The sequence below is a fragment of the Sphingobacterium sp. Ag1 genome (genome assembly GCF_000988325.1).
Taxonomy (GTDB): domain Bacteria; phylum Bacteroidota; class Bacteroidia; order Sphingobacteriales; family Sphingobacteriaceae; genus Sphingobacterium.
Window position 1 is genome coordinate 18,446 of sequence record NZ_LBGU01000026.1, and the last position, 15,720, is coordinate 34,165.

The following is a 15,720-nucleotide window of genomic DNA, read 5'->3' on the forward strand; positions in this document are numbered from 1 at the left end:
ATTGAACAGACATGATAGCAGTAGTATATAGTGGGTCGCGATTTTCAGACTGGCGGTTGGCTGACAAGGGACGGATCACCACAGGTTTCCGCATGAACGGGATCAATCCTTATCTTCAGGACGAGCGCTCCATACTACAGCATTTGCATAAAAACACCAATCTGATCAACAACGCCGAAAAAATCAGACGGATCTATTTTTTTGGTGCGGGATCATCGTCGAAGGAACGTAAGGATAAAATAAAAAATGTCCTGGAGCGTTTTTTTGTCAATGCGCGCGTCCGGGTTGATCATGATGTCATTGCTTCGGCTATTTCGACTTTCGGTGATGAAAAAGGCATCATTGGCATCATTGGCAGTGGATCAAATGCAGCTTATTATACAGGGAAAAAAATCATTGACAACAATTATGGTCTGGGGTATATTCTGGCCGATGAGGGGGCGACAAACTGGAACAGCCAGCAGTTGCTCAAACATTACATGACAGATACCCTACCCATTGATCTGCGGGACAAACTGGAAAGAGAATTTAACATCGATAAGAAAACCATTCTGGAAAGGGTGTATATTGCTCCCCAACCGACAAATTTTCTGAATTCATTTACCGACTTCGTCCTCGAACATAAGGATCATCTGTTCATCAATCAATTAGTTAAAAATGGACTTCGTACCTTTATAAAAACGTACATCAAGCCCTTAATGAAAGAATATCCGGACAGTGACGTGAACTTTACGGGTTCCGTAGCATTTAATTATGAAAACATACTCCGGGAAGTTGCCACAGACGAATTTAATATCAGTATTGGTACTGTCGTAAAAGAACCGATACACAATTTAATTAAATATTATATCAATAAAAATTAAGAATATGAAAATTGGAATTAACGGATTTGGCCGTATTGGTCGTTTAGCATTCAGAGCGGCTATCAATCGTCCAGAAATTGAAATTGTTGGTATCAATGACTTAGTTGAACCAGATTATATGGCTTATATGTTGAAATATGATTCAACACATGGCAAATTTGACGGTTCTGTAGAAGTAAAAGACGGTAATTTGATTGTAAACGGAAAAACGATCCGTGTTACAGCTGAGAAAGATCCGGCAAACTTAAAATGGAATGAAGTAGGTGCTGAAGTAATCATCGAATCGACAGGTTTCTTCTTGACACAAGAGTTGGCTCAAAAACACATCGATGCAGGTGCTAAAAAAGTAGTGATGTCTGCTCCAGCGAAAGACGATACTCCTACTTTCGTTATGGGTGTAAACCACAAAGAATTGAAAGCTGATCAACACATCGTTTCAAACGCTTCATGTACAACAAACTGTTTAGCGCCTATCGCTAAAGTATTAAACGATAAATTTGGTATCGTTGAAGGTTTGATGACAACAGTACACGCCGTTACAGCAACACAAAAAACGGTAGACGGTCCTTCAGTAAAAGACTGGAGAGGTGGTCGTGGTGCATACCAAAACATCATCCCTTCATCGACTGGTGCTGCTAAAGCAGTAGGTTTGGTTCTTCCTGAATTGAAAGGTAAATTGACAGGTATGTCATTGCGCGTTCCTACAGCAGACGTTTCAGTTGTTGACTTAACAGTACGTTTGAACAAAGGTGCTTCATACGAAGAAATCAAAACTGCGATGAAAGAAGCTTCTGAAGGCGAATTGAAAGGTATCCTAGGTTATACAGAAGACGAAGTTGTTTCTTCAGATTTCTTAGGTGACGCTCGTACATCAATCTTCGATGCAAAAGCAGGAATTTCATTGAATGATAACTTCGTTAAAGTTGTCTCTTGGTATGACAACGAATGGGGATATTCAAACAAAATCGTTGACTTGGTATTAGAAGTTGGTAAATTATCGTAATCAACCCGACCAATATCCAATAAAGGGGCTATTCTACGCGAATAGCCCCTTATTTTTTTTCCTTAAAAATCAGCAGGTTGGCGTTTAAACGCAAAAAAAAGCGCTTTTGCCTTTCGTAATTCAAATAATCCGTCTATATTTGCATCATCAATAAGGCAGACAGCTCAATTGAAAAGGTGCCATAGCTCAGTTGGTAGAGCAAAGGACTGAAAATCCTTGTGTCGCTGGTTCGAATCCAGCTGGCACCACCGAAAAGGAAGAACGCAAGGTTCTGACAGATTGAAAGAATAATAATTCCAATGCGAAAATAGCTCAGCTGGTAGAGCACAACCTTGCCAAGGTTGGGGTCGCGAGTTCGAATCTCGTTTTTCGCTCACCTGCCTAGGTGGTGGAACTGGTAGACACGCAGGACTTAAAATCCTGTTCCCGTTAAGGGAGTGCGGGTTCGATTCCCGCCCTAGGTACAAGAAAGCTCATCTAACGATGGGCTTTTCTTGTTTATACGCCTTTCCTCCAAGCTTTATCCAAACTTAATCCTACCATAAGATTATTTATTGTCCGAAAATTGATAAATTAGACAATATGTACCATTCAGCTCATTCTCGCCGGCATTGGCCGACACTCCTACTGTCCGTGCTCTTCTCCTTAAAGGGTTTAGACGTCAGCGCGCAATTGTTTCATCAGGACAGCCTGCAGTTAATAGCCCGGCAGTTTGCCTTTACCGAGGGACCGGCAGTGGATAAGTACGGAGACATCTATTTTACCGACCAGCCCAACAACAAAATCTGGAAGTATAGCACCAAAGGGCAACTTACGCTTTTTAAAGATGCTGCAGGCCGCGCAAATGGGCTGTACTTTAACCATCAGGGTCAGCTCCTGGCCTGTGCCGACGAAAGGAACGAAATCTGGTCCATTGGCACAGATGGTCAGGTTACCGTCCTGCTCTCAGCTGTTGATGGAAAAAAACTGAATGGTCCAAATGACCTTTGGGCAGACAAGAAAGGTGGCATCTACTTTACAGACCCCTTTTATCTGCGCGATTATTGGACGAGGAAAAAGCCAGAGATCGCAGGGCAGAACGTATACTACCTCCCACCAGGAAAAGGAAAAAAACCGATCGTAGTAGCCGAAGATGTCACCAAACCGAACGGCATTGTAGGGTCGGCCGATGGAAGATACCTCTATGTCGCCGATATCGAACGGAATAAAACCTATCGATTTAACATTGAATCTGATGGTAAGCTCAGCGGACAGATGGCGCTTATTGACCAGGGATCCGATGGGATGACTTTGGACGATAAAGGAAATATTTACCTCACAGGCAAAGGCGTTTTTATCTATAGTCCAACAGGCCTGCTGATCGGACATATCGAGGTAAATGAACCATGGACATCCAATGTCTGTTTTGGTGGCAAAGATCGCAGCGATCTATTTATAACCGCCTCAACGGCGATATACCGCATTCCGACGAAAACAAAAGGCGTAAACTAACGAGTTTAGTAGTTGATACCAATATTCATAAACCTCTAAAATATTGAATAGCAAATTGCCAATCCACACTTCCCTATCTTTTGTTTATGCAATCACATCGTTTGATTTTTGAAAAAACGTAAAACATGCTCCTTGCAATTTCAAGGCTTCGCTCGGCATATATTCTGTTCTGGTCGGGTGTATGATCAGCAATTTTGGGATCCTCAAAAGTGACCGGAAACCTTTTATCGGCACCTGCTATGAAAGGACATGCCCCATCGGCCTGCGAACAGGTCATAATGGCGATAAATTGCGATACCGGATTAAAGGGGCTATCGTATTTTTTTGAAAAACCAATTACAGGAAGCGCATTGTCATCATATTTTATAGCATATACGGGGTTGCGCGTCTCCGAAACCGTAAAGATACGAAAACCCTGCCCAGCCAATGTTTCCGCTACTTTAGGAAATAGGGCTGTTTCTTCTGTACCGCCCGAATAGCAATATACATTCGGGATATTAAAATATGCACTTGCCACCTGTGCCCAAACCTGGGACAAGTGGCTGCGCCTTGAATTATGGGTACAGATGAAATTGAGGTTGACGGCCTCCAATTGATCAACCTTCTGCTGAATAGCAAGGATCAAAGGTTGTAAAACAGTGATGCTATCTTCGTTATCCAATCGCGTCCAATTGAGCTGCTCAATAGTATTTGCTAATTTAGGGTATATCATGCGATGCTCAACAATTTAACAACATCCTGATCCAGGTGTACAGCATGAGGGTTGCGCGATCGGTAGCTGCGCCAAGTTCAACTTCGTTTTTTCCGATGGTATGCCACAGGCATCCTGCGCCAGACAAGCAGTCGTTTTATTTTTCAGTATAAACGTTTTCCCATTAAAATCAAGATCGTACTTACCGATGGTATCGCTTTGGTATTCCACTTCGATTTCCGCATCTTCTAGGCCTAGTTTTTCCTCAGAAAGCTTGATGATATGGAGCAGCTTTGCGGGTTTGAGACGGTGCTCATAATCGTCCGCATTCCACAATTGAAAGTTGACTACCTTCTCGTTGCGGATAACTCCACCACAATCGATAAAGTTCTTAGTGATTTGACCGACCTCGGTCACATGGAAATGCTCCGGGACAAAATTGCCGTTTTCCAATTGAAACTCAACATTCGTTAAAGTTGGAAGGATTTCTTTTATTTCTGATAATCTCATGATAATTCAATTTAAAATGAACGCGCTATTTATTAATGATATATCGCAATATTACGATACGTATTCCCAAAAAAATGCATTAACAGCATCCTTTTACTTTTACATCCTGGTTAAAGAAAGCATTCAGTATACCTTGTGTTTGCTTCCACACATTTTCCTCAATGCAGTAACAGACTGATTTTCCTTCTATGGTACCTTGAACGATGCCTATATGTTTAAGTTCCTTCAGGTGCTGCGATATAGTCGCCTGTGCCAATCCCAATTCCTCCACCAAATCATTACAGATGCATGCCTTTTGGTTTATGATGTACTGAAGAATGGCTATCCGCGCCGGATGTGCTAAGACCTTTAGGAACGAAGCCAGTTTATTCTGTTCGTCGGTGTAAATTTCTGTTTTTGTAATTCCCATGTCGACCGTTAATATATCGCAATATTACGATATTAATTTTATCAATCCAAATTTCCGCATCCTATTTATTGTAGCCTACCCTACTGCTTGTACCTACCCAACGTGGCATACGCTTAAAGGCCAAAAATGCTGCCCTCGCACTAAGCCATAATACTACGTTTACAAGACCCGACGGTATGCGCATAGGATTGGGCTGGATGATGGGTAAGGAGGAAAATGGTCTCTCTTATCATATGCACACGGCGCACGATGGTTGTGGCTTCACTGCACTATGCTACCTCTACCCCGAAAAGAAAACCGCTATTATCATCCTAGTAAACGATAGTAGCGGCCAGGACAGTGCACATCCCAATGTTCAACAATTTTACCGTCGTTTAAGCGGAATATACAAATGCACAGGCTCCAAAACCCTTTCACAGTGAAGTATCTTTCATTGGATCAGCAAATGGCTAGCGCCGCCTTCCAACAACAAATTTGTGCAGCTTTGCTTTCTCCGTAGCACCGTCTTTTTTGATCTCCACCATCTTGCTCAGCATTTGTTCATATTTATTGGAAAAATACTCCTTTTCATAGTAATCTGTATTCCCCTCCGAACCGACATACTTGTTGTCAGATCCCGTGTACTGCCATGGAAAATAGACTTCAAGATAATATTTCCCAGGTTTCATATGATAAAATGCAAATTCCCCCTGTCCATTGGACGTCGCCTCCAACCGGTATTTCCAGGAAGTGGGACTCAGAAAAGCAAATTTTAATCTTTTGGGATCCTCTTGCTTCCTGAGCTCCAGGAAGTCCAATAAATATGGGGTGACCGGAAAGAGGTATACGATTAGGTTGCTGCCATAAAATGTTTTTGCACCGTCTGCAGGCGGAAGCGTAAGGCTTACCCTACCCTTAATTGTGCTTTTGCCTTCGGATAGCGCAAGTTTTGCAAATTCCTCGTCAAATGGTACAGTAGATTTTAGTTTAATCGTATCATTGCTGCTTGTCCGTCCGACTTGCGCATGAACGGTAACCGAAGTAAAAAAGATCAGAAAAAGCAACAATAGGTTTTTGGTTCGATTTTTCATTTGATAAGTCGTATCGATTGGATTACAAAAATATCTGAAAGCGCATCAGTTCGTTCATGTTCTTGCACTGCAGTTTTCGAAGCAGATTGCGCCGATGGGTTTTCACGGTTTCACAGGAGATGCTCAGGATATCCGCGATAATTTTATTGGGCTTTCCCTGTAGGATCAGCGTTAGGATCACTTTCTCCCTTGCGGTAAGCTGCATATAATTGCGGATTCCCGCGGAGAAAAAACGTCGGTTTTTGATCACTTTAAGAATATCGAGCAGATATTCCGGAACCTCCGCACTGTCCACATCGAGGGTAATCCGACCCTTATTCTCATTAAGCAAAGACTCCACTTTCAGTAAAGGCGGCAGGATTTCCGTATCAGAAACAGGGCCTTTGGTCGTTAAGTTGACCCAGTCCAGCGCAGTATTTTCATGCGAAAAGAAATGGGGTCTAAAGGTCGTTTTCCCGTCCACGTACATGTTCATCACGCTGATGCTCGCGTAGATATCCGGACTTAAGATATGCGCGACCTTATAGTCTATCCCGTGTCTGCAGGCCGGTATATCCAGAAAATCAAGAATCCAGTTTTGCAGTTCCGGCGGAATTGTATAACTCATCGAAGAGAGATCCCAGATTACCTTTTCGGGTACTATTTTCTCAAAAATACCTTTGTACTCCTTGATTCCTGCGATGAGCTTTTCCGCCACATTGCAGTTGTCCCATTTACCCATGAAAATATCACGATCTTCATCGTAATACATGGCTAGGCTCTCTGATCTGAAAAGACGTTCCATAGGCCAACATTGACTTTCTTAAATTTAACCATTATTTACAATACCCACAAAATTACTTTTCCAACACAACACACTGAACATCTTACAGTTAAACAGAAAAGCAACACGTGAGACCGAAAGCCTACCCAATAAGCTATACAGGAATCCATTCTTGACCAACTAACCAGCTCCTTCATACTATTGGATTTGCTACACCCCAAACGAAGATACTGAACAAGAGACCTTTCTATCCCTGTAATGAACCACTCAACCGCGCACAAATACCCACTAGTGGGTATTTCAACAATAAATCAGTACTGGTAATTTTAACTATCATCATCGCCTACTTCACATGAAGCCATTAACACCAGTTCACATGAAGCCATCAAAACCCCACCGTTTCCAATCAGACAAAAGATCTACATTTAAAACATATACCATGAATAGATTCGTTATTTTTTTTGGAATATTCATTGTTTTGGGTATCCAAGCCTGTCATAAGGATAAAGACAATCCACCGGAACAAAGTACTAAATCGAAACTCGAGGATGTGCTGACAGGAATAGATTCACTGAAATCTTTTACCGCCGATCTGAAGAGCGCGTCGCTTGCTGAGGAAGAGCTTAATCAGGGCATTACGGTCTTTACCCTGAGTGAACGGGTCCTTGCTGATGTGTCTGTAGCAAAGCATAACCTGCCATCTGCTACTGAGGGCAGTCAGGATCTACCCCGGTTAAGAGCAGCAAATGGAACCAATGGATCCGATTTTAAGGATGGCTCTTCCATCAAGGACTATATTGTCAAGGGCCGCTTTTCATTGAGCGATTTCACGCCCGACAAGAAACTGACCACTCTAAGCGGCAAAACCATCACCGTTCAGGTCGTCAATGGTATGGTCTATCTAAATGGGGTACAGCTCTTCAGTAATCCCATCAGCAGTAACAGTACATTTGCTGTATTTGCCTTATCGTCCTTTATTAACTATGGTAGCATGCTGGCTCTTGACAACCAAGCGCTCGCCAAAGTAGCCCCCTGCATCCCGGGAGGCACCTTAACGATCTTAGGTCAAAATTTCGGCGACAAACCCGAACAAAACCTGGTTACACTCAATGGCAAAAATGCCCTGGTGAACGAGGCTTCAAAAAATAAGCTGGTGATCACCATTCCTGCCGAGGCCACAACGGGAATGCTCACGGTCATGGTAAACAATAAAACAGTAAGCAGCGTATCGCCCATACCGGTTTTATTACCCACGGTTACTACGGTTAACGGCATAGCGGCTTTGGGATGCCAGAATATTCAGGGCATCGCTATCGACAACAACAATACGCTCTACTTCACCGACCCGTCCAACTACCGCACGCTTTCCTACGATGCAAGCGGGCATGCCGTCATCTACCAGCCACTGGGACCACCTGAGAAAGACATCAACGGCGACGGCCGAATCGATGCCAACGACGCACCACTCATCATTACGGATCCCTGGGCCATTACCTTGGGTAATGATGGAAAGATATATGTGGCAGGGAAAAGCAAAGAAGTGACACCGGGCATATTCCGTTTTACGCCTAATCTGCCAAAGCAAACAGAACTTTGGGCCGGTAGTAAAGACCTCAATTTAGAAGGACGTCGCTTAAATACAGGTATAAGTCCGATCGCCCTTCTGGCTGATGGCGAGACGATGTTGTATGCCAATAATTTCCCTGAGCAGCAATATGTGGTCAACCGCATCGCTGGCGATAATATTATGGGCTGGTTGTATAATATGGACTTTTTGAGCGTCGACCCTACCTATCAACAATCCGCCACTATACTGGGGATGACAAAAATGAAAAACGCGAACACCTTTTATCTTGCTGATGGCGCTGGCAAACGCATCTGGAAAAAAGATCAAAATGGGCTTTACCTTCTCGCCGGGGCCAATAATAAAAACCATATCCCCGCACAGGATGGACAGGGCACAGCTGCGCTATTTGGCAGTCCGATGGGAATAGCGCTCTGGTCGGATCAGTATATTGTCGTCTGCGATAACGACTATACCAACCACAATTATAGCATCCGGGTTGTCAACACCTATGGTGTGGTCACCACCATCGCCGGCGGCAACAACCCGACCAACAGCAGCAAAGATGGCATCGGCAAAGCAGCGCAGTTCAATGGCGTTAATGCCATTGCAGTCGATAAAGACAATATGCTTTACGTCGCATCCGATGACGGTTCCATCCGAAAAATCCAATTTAAATAGTATATGATTTAAACGGACGCCATTTAAATAAGAATTATTCATTGTACCCATCTGCCCGAAATCCAAAGCACAACGTTTTTAGCCTTGCGCTTTGGATTTTCTTTTCGCCGATTATTTTATATTTTTGTACATCTTCCAGCAATAATCTAATTTAGTCGGGAACAACCATTATGCAGTTTAATTTCGCCTTTGATTCCAGTCCGTTTAAAACCCTGATCGCTTTTCATAAGATTATACCATCCTTTGAAGCAGCGGCTCTATCGCCGGTTGGCTTTCAGGCTACTTACGCCCGATCGCTGCTGGAAGAAATCAGCAAATACCCCGAACTTATCGAGGGCGTCGAAAAAGCCGAAGACCTGCTGCGCTACGAGCCTATCATCAAGGTGCTGCTGGCAGATCTGTTTCCAAGCTCACTGACGCACAACGAGATCAAGGCCATTACCATTCCCTTCCACCTCTATACGTTCAATCACACCGCTAGACTGGAAAAAATATTACAGGACGCCGGCGATCACTATGAATTTAGTCTGCGCGATATTTCGCCCGATACGTATTATATCCTCAATTGCTGCGTCATCATCAGTCAGTATTATGGCTTTAAGGTGGATGCTATGGATGCCCCCCTCTTTTTGGATATTCCAGACAATAATAACATCATCCATCATTACCGCGTCCTCTTCAATGCCGATTTTATCGATGTCCTTCCGACAGAACAGGCTATCGACCTTTCGGCAGAAGATATTACCGAACTGGTCGACAACTTTTCGGATATTGCTCTATGGAAGTCCAAATTCCCCGAGCAGAGCTGGATCCTGAAGGGCTTTTCCATTATGACGCTCTTCGATGCCACCATTGAAAATGCGGTATCCAGCTTCAAGAGTAATCTGCTGCGCGAGAAAAGTGCGATCCAAATGACGGAAATAGAAAGCATCTTCAGGTCGATTTATAAAATAAATGATCTGCGGATCGGACTCACCTCCTTTGAAAAAGTCAGGGACGAATACAACTTACGGATTGTCGAAAAACAGCTGTACAGCCATCTGCTTTACGATTCGACCATCGAGGAATGTGAAAGCATGCTCTGCAGTGAGACGCTGGAACGCATGCTCACCAAGGACGAATACCTTGTTGTACCGGATATTGACAAGCTGCCGATTGCTGATCCAAAGCAGGCCTTTTTTATCGATAAGCTGAAGCAGCAAAATGTAAAGAGCTTTATTTTTGTGCCCCTGATCGAAGGCGACAAAGTGCTTGGTTTACTGGAAATGTCTTCCTCCAAGGTACGTGAACTCAATTCGGTCAATGCCAACAAGCTCAACTTCATCTTGCCCTTTATAAAGGATAAAGTCTCCAAAGCATTTTCTGAAACTGAAAACCAGATCGAAGCGGTGATCCAAAAGGAATATACGTCAATCCATCCGAGTGTCAAATGGCGGTTTCAGGAAGAAGCCATCCACTTCCTCAACGACCGCGCCTTTGGGAAAGACTATGCCCTCCAGGAAATTGTCTTCGACCAGGTGTATCCGCTCTATGGACAAATCGACGTACAGGGCTCCTCCGAATCCCGCAATCAGGCGATCCGGCAGGATCTGATCAATCAGAGCATGGACCTGATCGCGCTGTTCACTGCGGTCAACCAAACGCAGCAATTACCCCTATTTGAGCAGAAAATATTCGATCTGGAACGAAATCTGGCGACGCTGCAACATGGGCTGCTGACCGATACGGAACAGCTCATGCTCGATTATTTTAATCAGGATATTCACCCTATTCTCGAGAATTTCAGGAAAAACAACAAAAATAGCCTCGCCACTGAGGCCATAGACCGCTATTTTGAGCGGATCAACCTGTCCATCGGCGGTTTTTATGAGGCCCGCCAGGATTATGACAACTCCATCACGCTGATCAATAAAAAGCTGGTGGCCATCCTCGACGAAAAACAGGTGGAAGCCCAACAGTACTTTCCACATTACTACGAGCGCTACAAGACAGATGGTATCGAGCACAATATGTATATCGGTGCATCCATTGCTCCGGACCGGAATTTTGAGCTGTATTATCTGCGCAATTTACGCCTATGGCAACTGCAGGTGATGTGTGCCATGGAACAGGAATTTAGACAGCTGCAACCCTCGCTGCCCCACCTGCTCGAAGTAACCTCGCTGATATTGGTGTTTGCCACCCCCATTTCCATCCGCTTTCGTATGGACGAGAAGCAGTTCGATATTGATGGCTCCTACAATGTGCGTTATGAAATTGCCAAGAAACGGATCGACAAAGCCAAGATCAAAGGCTCGACGGAACGTATTACCCAAAAAGGCAAATTGGTTATTGTCTACTCCAATGTACATGAAGAGACAGAATACCTGGGTTACATCAACCTACTACAGCACAAAGGATTACTGGACGACAACATCGAACAGTTTGAGGTGGAAGATCTCCAGGGCCTCGTCGGCCTGAAAGCGATCCGCGTGGGTTTTCAATTTCAGGAACAATAAAAACAGTAACAATCATTTCGGACAGATTCAATTATCGAAACGTCAACAGTCGCTTTTTTTTATTTTATAAGGAAAAATTATTGCATGGCAATAGCAATTTCGCCTAGATTGGGTTATCTTTACAGAAAAAGATTGATCGGGCCATATGATAGAAAACGTATTCAACGAAGCTGCTGTAAACCGTAGGGAAATGGATAGGCTGGCGGCATTAGCACGCTACGACATTATCGATAGCCCTTCCGAACGCATTTTTGATGGTCTGCTACAGCTAGCTGCCCAGGTTTTTCAGGTGCCAGCACTGCTCCTCACCTTTGTCGGTGCAGATCGTATCTTTGTCAAATCCAGCATAGGCATCGGCCAGGCAGAGCCTCTCAACCGCGCTAACAGTTTATTTTCCAGTACGATTGAACATCAACAGGTGATGGTGATTGAAGATCTATTACGCGAAAAAGCCTGGACCGGCGATCGCAGCTGGATCGACAGTCATGCCATTCGATTCTATGCAGGTGCTCCGCTTATGACAGCCGATGGCTTTCTGATCGGCACATTCAGCATTGCCGATTATCAGCCCCGGGAGTTTGGCCAAGCCGAACGCGACAAGCTCGCCTCCTTTGCCCAAACAGCTATGGATCAGGTCGCTTTGCGCCAATCAGCGCTAGCGAAGATCGAAGAGGTTGCCGCCGTCAATACCCATCTGGCCAATATGCAGCAGCGGCTGCTCGATCTCAATAGCGAGCTGGAAGCCGCCAATGCGCAGCTTACCCAGACCAACAGCATGCTATACAAATCGTATGATGTGACCCTGCTCCTCAACAAAAACCTCAAGAAAAACGAGCAACGGCTGAAATCCTTTATCACCAAAGCGCCCATTGCCTTTGCTATTCTGACGGGCCGCGAAATGACGATCGAGGTAGCCAATGATAAGGTGCTCAACATCTGGGGAAAAACGGAGGCCATTTTAGGCTATCCCATCGCTAAAGCGCTGCCCGAGCTCGAAGGCCAGCCTTATTTTGATCTGCTCGACCATGTGTTCACCAGCGGCCAGACCTATATCGGAGACACCGCTCCTGTGGAATTCGAGGAGGATGGGCAATTAAGCACTCATTATTTTGATTTTGTTTACGAACCGGTCAAAGGCGAAGACGGAAAAACAGAATCCATTATTGTGATCGCCAACGAGGTGACCGAGCGTATCCGGCAGAAAAAACATCTGGAAGGGCTCAACCAGGAGCTGGAAATGGCGCTTAAGGCCGGCGAACTGGGCACCTATCATCTGGATATCCAAAACTGGAAAAACCAGGCTTCGGCAACCTGTAAAAGCCATTTTGGCCTGCCGCCAAACGAAACCTTTGAATTTGAAGACTTCATTCAGGCCATTATCCCCGAGCACCGGACGATGGTGCAGCAAAAAGTGGAGGAAGCCATTGCCAAAAAGATCACCTACCAAGCCGAATATATGACCCGCTGGCCTGATGGTTCGCTCCATTGGATTAATTCCTCGGGACTGACGCACTATGATGCCGAAGGCACCCCAATCGACCTGATCGGGGTAACGGTGGATGTAACCACCCGCAAAAATTACGAGGCGCAGAAAGAGGACTTTCTGAGTATCGCCAGCCACGAGCTCAAAACCCCCATTACCAGCCTTCGGGGAACGATACAGATGCTGGAGATGCTGAAAGACAAATCGGCCGATGCTACCATTGGCAAACTGATTGACATGTCGGGCGCCAGTATCAAAAAAATAACCGCACTGGTAGATGACCTATTGAATATGCACCGCATCAGCCTGGGGCAGCTCGAATTGAATACCACAACCTTTGCGGCAGCCAAGATGATCCGATCCTGCTTTCGCGACATCAATATGATCGGCAAGCATCAGCTCAACCTGGATGGCGACCTCGAGGCCACACTCCATGCCGACGAACAGCGCATCGAACAGGTGGTTTCGAACCTGATCAACAATGCCATCAAATATGCACCGGCTTCGCATACCATTGACGTGCGTATCGAGCAGCTCCCCCGATCTGTCAAGATCCATGTAAGGGATTATGGCGAAGGCATTCCAGCTGAGCTACAGCAGCAGATCTTCGAGCGCTATTACAGGGTCTATCCCGATGGCAAAAAGTACTCGGGACTTGGACTGGGGCTGTATATCTCGGCAGAAATTGTCAAGCGTCATGGCGGTGAGATCGGTGTGGACAGCAGTCCCGGCCAAGGCAGCAATTTCTGGTTTACCATACCGCTTGCCGAATCGCATCCTGATGGAAGCCTTTAAACAAAGGCCCGAGTCAAGGTTTTATCCAGATTTAAGCAATTCGATATCACATCGGATATACGTTTAATTCGGCTTAAAACAAGGGCTAAGTCCGCTTTAAACCATTCGATGTTCCGCCTGATAAGCCAGTACATCAAGCGTCCTTGGCCTCGGCCGGCTTCAAAGCAGGCGATGTTCCATTAGGTAGGCCAATGCCTCACGTACCGCCTCTTTGCTGCTTTTGGGATTAAAGCCCAGTTCCGTGCGTGCTTTGCTGATATCAAAATCCTGCTGCAGCCCCGAAAACATCGCAATATCTTTGCGGGTAATCGTTGGCGCCGTACCTTTCAGCCGCCCCGCGAGCTCCATAAGCCCTGCTACTCCATAGAGTAACATTTTGGGAACAGCTGCCGGAATCTTGAGCCGTAATTCGGGATATAACTTTTGTGCCAATTTGGTCGTATCGGTTATCGTCATGCACTTTTCATTGGCTAAAATATAACGTTCGCCTGCTTTTCCGTGCAGGGCGGCGAGATAACAGCCTTCGGCGACATCTTTGACGTCCACCCAGTTGAGGGCTATACCGGTATCTACGGGAATCTGCTTGGTCAGAATAAGGCGCAGCACATCGTAGGAAACGTTGAGGGGCAGAGCGGCTTCGCTTCCGATCATGGCACCGGGCATGACCGACACCAGCTCGATGCCCAGTTCGGCGGCCAGTTTAAACGCCAGCTTTTCGCCATCGTTTTTGGAATTGTAATAAGCATCCCTCCGGTCGGGGTTGTAGCCATTGCTCTCCTTTGTGGGCGTATGCGTATAATCCAGTGCAGCAATGGAGCTTACATAGATGATTTTTTTGACACCTGCCTCCGCCGCAGCTTCGATGGTATTGCGGGTACCCTGCATATTGACGTCGTAGATTTCCTTTTGTGGATCGCGGGCCCATAGCTTAAAAGCTGCGCCCACGGCATAGAACGTATCCACGCCCTGCAGCGCCTTGACGAAAGAAGCCTTATCGGTGATATCTGCCGCCACGAGATCGCAGGGCAAACCTTTCAGCGCGGCGCAGTTGCCAAGATTCCGGACCGAAGCACGTACCCGAAAACCCTTTGCTAACAGTAGTCTGACCAGGTTATTTCCCAGGTGCCCATTTGCACCCGACACCAATACCAATTTTTTTGTTGTCATGTGTTTGATTTTAAATGATAGCACAAAGTTCTGCTTTGGCCATTCAAAATCAGTTCACAAATGTTACCTAATGATCTGTTTGCGGATGCGGCTCAAACTTTTGGGGTTCATACCAAGGAAAGAAGCGATATATTGCATGGGCACGTTGTACAGCAATTCCGGCTGCTCGGCCATGAGTTTGAGGTAACGTTTTTCGGCCGTAAGCGTGGCAAGCTCTTTTGCTCTCTTCTCATTATAGGTCAAGGACTGCTGAAACACATACATACTAAAATCCTTAAATGCAGGCAATTGCCTTGTCAGCAGATCGAGGTTTGCCTTGCTGATGCGCAGCAGTTCACTGTCGGTGATACTTTCCAGGTTTTCTTCCGTGCAGGTCTGGTGGTTGAAATGCTGGTAAGAGCAGATAAATCCCGGTGGGCAGTTGATATGTGTCGTCAGCTCGTCGCCCTTATCATTATAATGGAACAGGCGAACAAAACCCGACACCACAAAATACAGGTAAGCCGGTACCTTTCCCTCCTCTTCAATGAGCTGATGTTTGGCATAGCGCACGGGCTCCATATAAGATTTACACAGTTCAATCTCGGATTCCGATAACGGACTGTGTTGTTTGATCAGCTGAATAAACTTTGTGTGCATTATATCTGTTTTAATTGGCCCCCAAGCTTTCTCATACGTTCATTAGGCATATTCTTGTCTAAGTGTTGCATCGCTGGGAATCCCACATTCACC

14 protein-coding genes and 3 tRNA genes are annotated in these 15,720 nt (G+C 45.4%); 10 read left to right on the forward strand and 7 right to left on the reverse strand.

Annotated features, from left to right (window positions below):
- The first annotated feature begins 11 nt into the window (after positions 1–11).
- From AAW12_RS04755 to AAW12_RS04780, 6 genes are all read left to right on the forward strand, one after another.
- Complete coding sequence (locus AAW12_RS04755; RefSeq protein WP_046672466.1) at positions 12–863, forward strand: hypothetical protein; 852 nt, start codon at positions 12–14, stop codon at positions 861–863.
- A 4-nt stretch (positions 864–867) separates the two neighbouring features.
- On the forward strand, positions 868–1,866 hold the full coding sequence (gene gap / locus AAW12_RS04760; protein WP_046672467.1) for a type I glyceraldehyde-3-phosphate dehydrogenase: 999 nt from the start codon (positions 868–870) through the stop codon (positions 1,864–1,866).
- A 175-nt stretch (positions 1,867–2,041) separates the two neighbouring features.
- Positions 2,042–2,114: transfer RNA gene (locus tag AAW12_RS04765), tRNA-Phe, on the forward strand.
- A 53-nt stretch (positions 2,115–2,167) separates the two neighbouring features.
- Positions 2,168–2,240: transfer RNA gene (locus tag AAW12_RS04770), tRNA-Gly, on the forward strand.
- Positions 2,241–2,245: 5 nt separating this feature from the next.
- Positions 2,246–2,330, forward strand: a tRNA-Leu gene (locus AAW12_RS04775).
- 118 nt (positions 2,331–2,448) lie between these two features.
- Positions 2,449–3,357: an SMP-30/gluconolactonase/LRE family protein gene (locus tag AAW12_RS04780; protein WP_053003526.1), complete on the forward strand. Its 909-nt coding sequence runs from the start codon at positions 2,449–2,451 to the stop codon at positions 3,355–3,357.
- A gap of 73 nt (positions 3,358–3,430) precedes the next feature.
- Here the strand turns inward: AAW12_RS04780 and AAW12_RS04785 are convergent, their stop codons facing one another.
- The 3 genes from AAW12_RS04785 to AAW12_RS04795 all read right to left on the reverse strand — a co-directional run bounded on the left by AAW12_RS04785 (position 3,431) and on the right by AAW12_RS04795 (position 4,967).
- Positions 3,431–4,066 carry a low molecular weight phosphatase family protein gene (locus AAW12_RS04785; protein WP_046672548.1) on the reverse strand — a complete coding sequence of 212 codons (636 nt, stop codon included), beginning with the start codon at positions 4,064–4,066 and terminating at the stop codon, positions 3,431–3,433.
- An 18-nt stretch (positions 4,067–4,084) separates the two neighbouring features.
- On the reverse strand, positions 4,085–4,558 hold the full coding sequence (locus tag AAW12_RS04790; RefSeq protein WP_046672468.1) for a DUF6428 family protein: 474 nt from the start codon (positions 4,556–4,558) through the stop codon (positions 4,085–4,087).
- A 79-nt stretch (positions 4,559–4,637) separates the two neighbouring features.
- The gene (locus tag AAW12_RS04795) at positions 4,638–4,967 is read right to left on the reverse strand and encodes an ArsR/SmtB family transcription factor (RefSeq protein WP_046672469.1); all 330 of its coding nucleotides are present in this window, start codon (positions 4,965–4,967) and stop codon (positions 4,638–4,640) included.
- 107 nt (positions 4,968–5,074) lie between these two features.
- Here AAW12_RS04795 and AAW12_RS04800 point away from each other — a divergent pair, with 107 nt between their 5' ends.
- A complete protein-coding gene (locus AAW12_RS04800; protein WP_262506836.1) occupies positions 5,075–5,389 on the forward strand; it encodes a beta-lactamase family protein in 315 nt (104 codons plus the stop codon).
- Positions 5,390–5,416: 27 nt separating this feature from the next.
- On the opposite strand, the gene AAW12_RS04805 is transcribed toward AAW12_RS04800, so the two are convergent.
- Entirely contained in the window at positions 5,417–6,037 is a 621-nt protein-coding gene (locus AAW12_RS04805; RefSeq protein WP_046672471.1) for a hypothetical protein, read from the reverse strand.
- Between the two features lie 22 nt (positions 6,038–6,059).
- A complete protein-coding gene (locus AAW12_RS25315) occupies positions 6,060–6,821 on the reverse strand; it encodes a helix-turn-helix transcriptional regulator (RefSeq protein ID WP_197083976.1) in 762 nt (253 codons plus the stop codon).
- A gap of 418 nt (positions 6,822–7,239) precedes the next feature.
- Here AAW12_RS25315 and AAW12_RS04815 point away from each other — a divergent pair, with 418 nt between their 5' ends.
- The 3 genes from AAW12_RS04815 to AAW12_RS04825 all read left to right on the forward strand — a co-directional run bounded on the left by AAW12_RS04815 (position 7,240) and on the right by AAW12_RS04825 (position 13,821).
- Positions 7,240–9,045 (forward strand): IPT/TIG domain-containing protein, encoded by a 1,806-nt coding sequence (locus AAW12_RS04815; RefSeq protein ID WP_046672472.1) that lies wholly within the window; start codon positions 7,240–7,242, stop codon positions 9,043–9,045.
- A 170-nt stretch (positions 9,046–9,215) separates the two neighbouring features.
- Positions 9,216–11,543, forward strand: a complete 2,328-nt coding sequence (locus AAW12_RS04820; RefSeq protein WP_046672473.1) for a hypothetical protein — start codon at positions 9,216–9,218, stop codon at positions 11,541–11,543.
- Positions 11,544–11,688: 145 nt separating this feature from the next.
- On the forward strand, positions 11,689–13,821 hold the full coding sequence (locus AAW12_RS04825) for an ATP-binding protein (RefSeq protein WP_046672474.1): 2,133 nt from the start codon (positions 11,689–11,691) through the stop codon (positions 13,819–13,821).
- Positions 13,822–13,980: 159 nt separating this feature from the next.
- Here the strand turns inward: AAW12_RS04825 and AAW12_RS04830 are convergent, their stop codons facing one another.
- Positions 13,981–14,988 carry an NAD-dependent epimerase/dehydratase family protein gene (locus AAW12_RS04830; protein WP_046672475.1) on the reverse strand — a complete coding sequence of 336 codons (1,008 nt, stop codon included), beginning with the start codon at positions 14,986–14,988 and terminating at the stop codon, positions 13,981–13,983.
- A 63-nt stretch (positions 14,989–15,051) separates the two neighbouring features.
- Positions 15,052–15,627: a Crp/Fnr family transcriptional regulator gene (locus tag AAW12_RS04835; protein WP_046672476.1), complete on the reverse strand. Its 576-nt coding sequence runs from the start codon at positions 15,625–15,627 to the stop codon at positions 15,052–15,054.
- Positions 15,628–15,720: the final 93 nt, after the last annotated feature.

Coding starts and splice junctions, on each gene's coding strand:
- AAW12_RS04755 (WP_046672466.1), top strand. CDS start 12: ATGATAGCAGTAGTATATAGTGGGTCGCGATTTTCAGACTGGCGGTTG.
- gap (WP_046672467.1), top strand. CDS start 868: ATGAAAATTGGAATTAACGGATTTGGCCGTATTGGTCGTTTAGCATTC.
- AAW12_RS04780 (WP_053003526.1), top strand. CDS start 2,449: ATGTACCATTCAGCTCATTCTCGCCGGCATTGGCCGACACTCCTACTG.
- AAW12_RS04790 (WP_046672468.1), bottom strand. CDS start 4,558: ATGAGATTATCAGAAATAAAAGAAATCCTTCCAACTTTAACGAATGTT.
- AAW12_RS04795 (WP_046672469.1), bottom strand. CDS start 4,967: ATGGGAATTACAAAAACAGAAATTTACACCGACGAACAGAATAAACTG.
- AAW12_RS04805 (WP_046672471.1), bottom strand. CDS start 6,037: ATGAAAAATCGAACCAAAAACCTATTGTTGCTTTTTCTGATCTTTTTT.
- AAW12_RS25315 (WP_197083976.1), bottom strand. CDS start 6,821: ATGGAACGTCTTTTCAGATCAGAGAGCCTAGCCATGTATTACGATGAA.
- AAW12_RS04815 (WP_046672472.1), top strand. CDS start 7,240: ATGAATAGATTCGTTATTTTTTTTGGAATATTCATTGTTTTGGGTATC.
- AAW12_RS04820 (WP_046672473.1), top strand. CDS start 9,216: ATGCAGTTTAATTTCGCCTTTGATTCCAGTCCGTTTAAAACCCTGATC.
- AAW12_RS04825 (WP_046672474.1), top strand. CDS start 11,689: ATGATAGAAAACGTATTCAACGAAGCTGCTGTAAACCGTAGGGAAATG.
- AAW12_RS04830 (WP_046672475.1), bottom strand. CDS start 14,988: ATGACAACAAAAAAATTGGTATTGGTGTCGGGTGCAAATGGGCACCTG.
- AAW12_RS04835 (WP_046672476.1), bottom strand. CDS start 15,627: ATGCACACAAAGTTTATTCAGCTGATCAAACAACACAGTCCGTTATCG.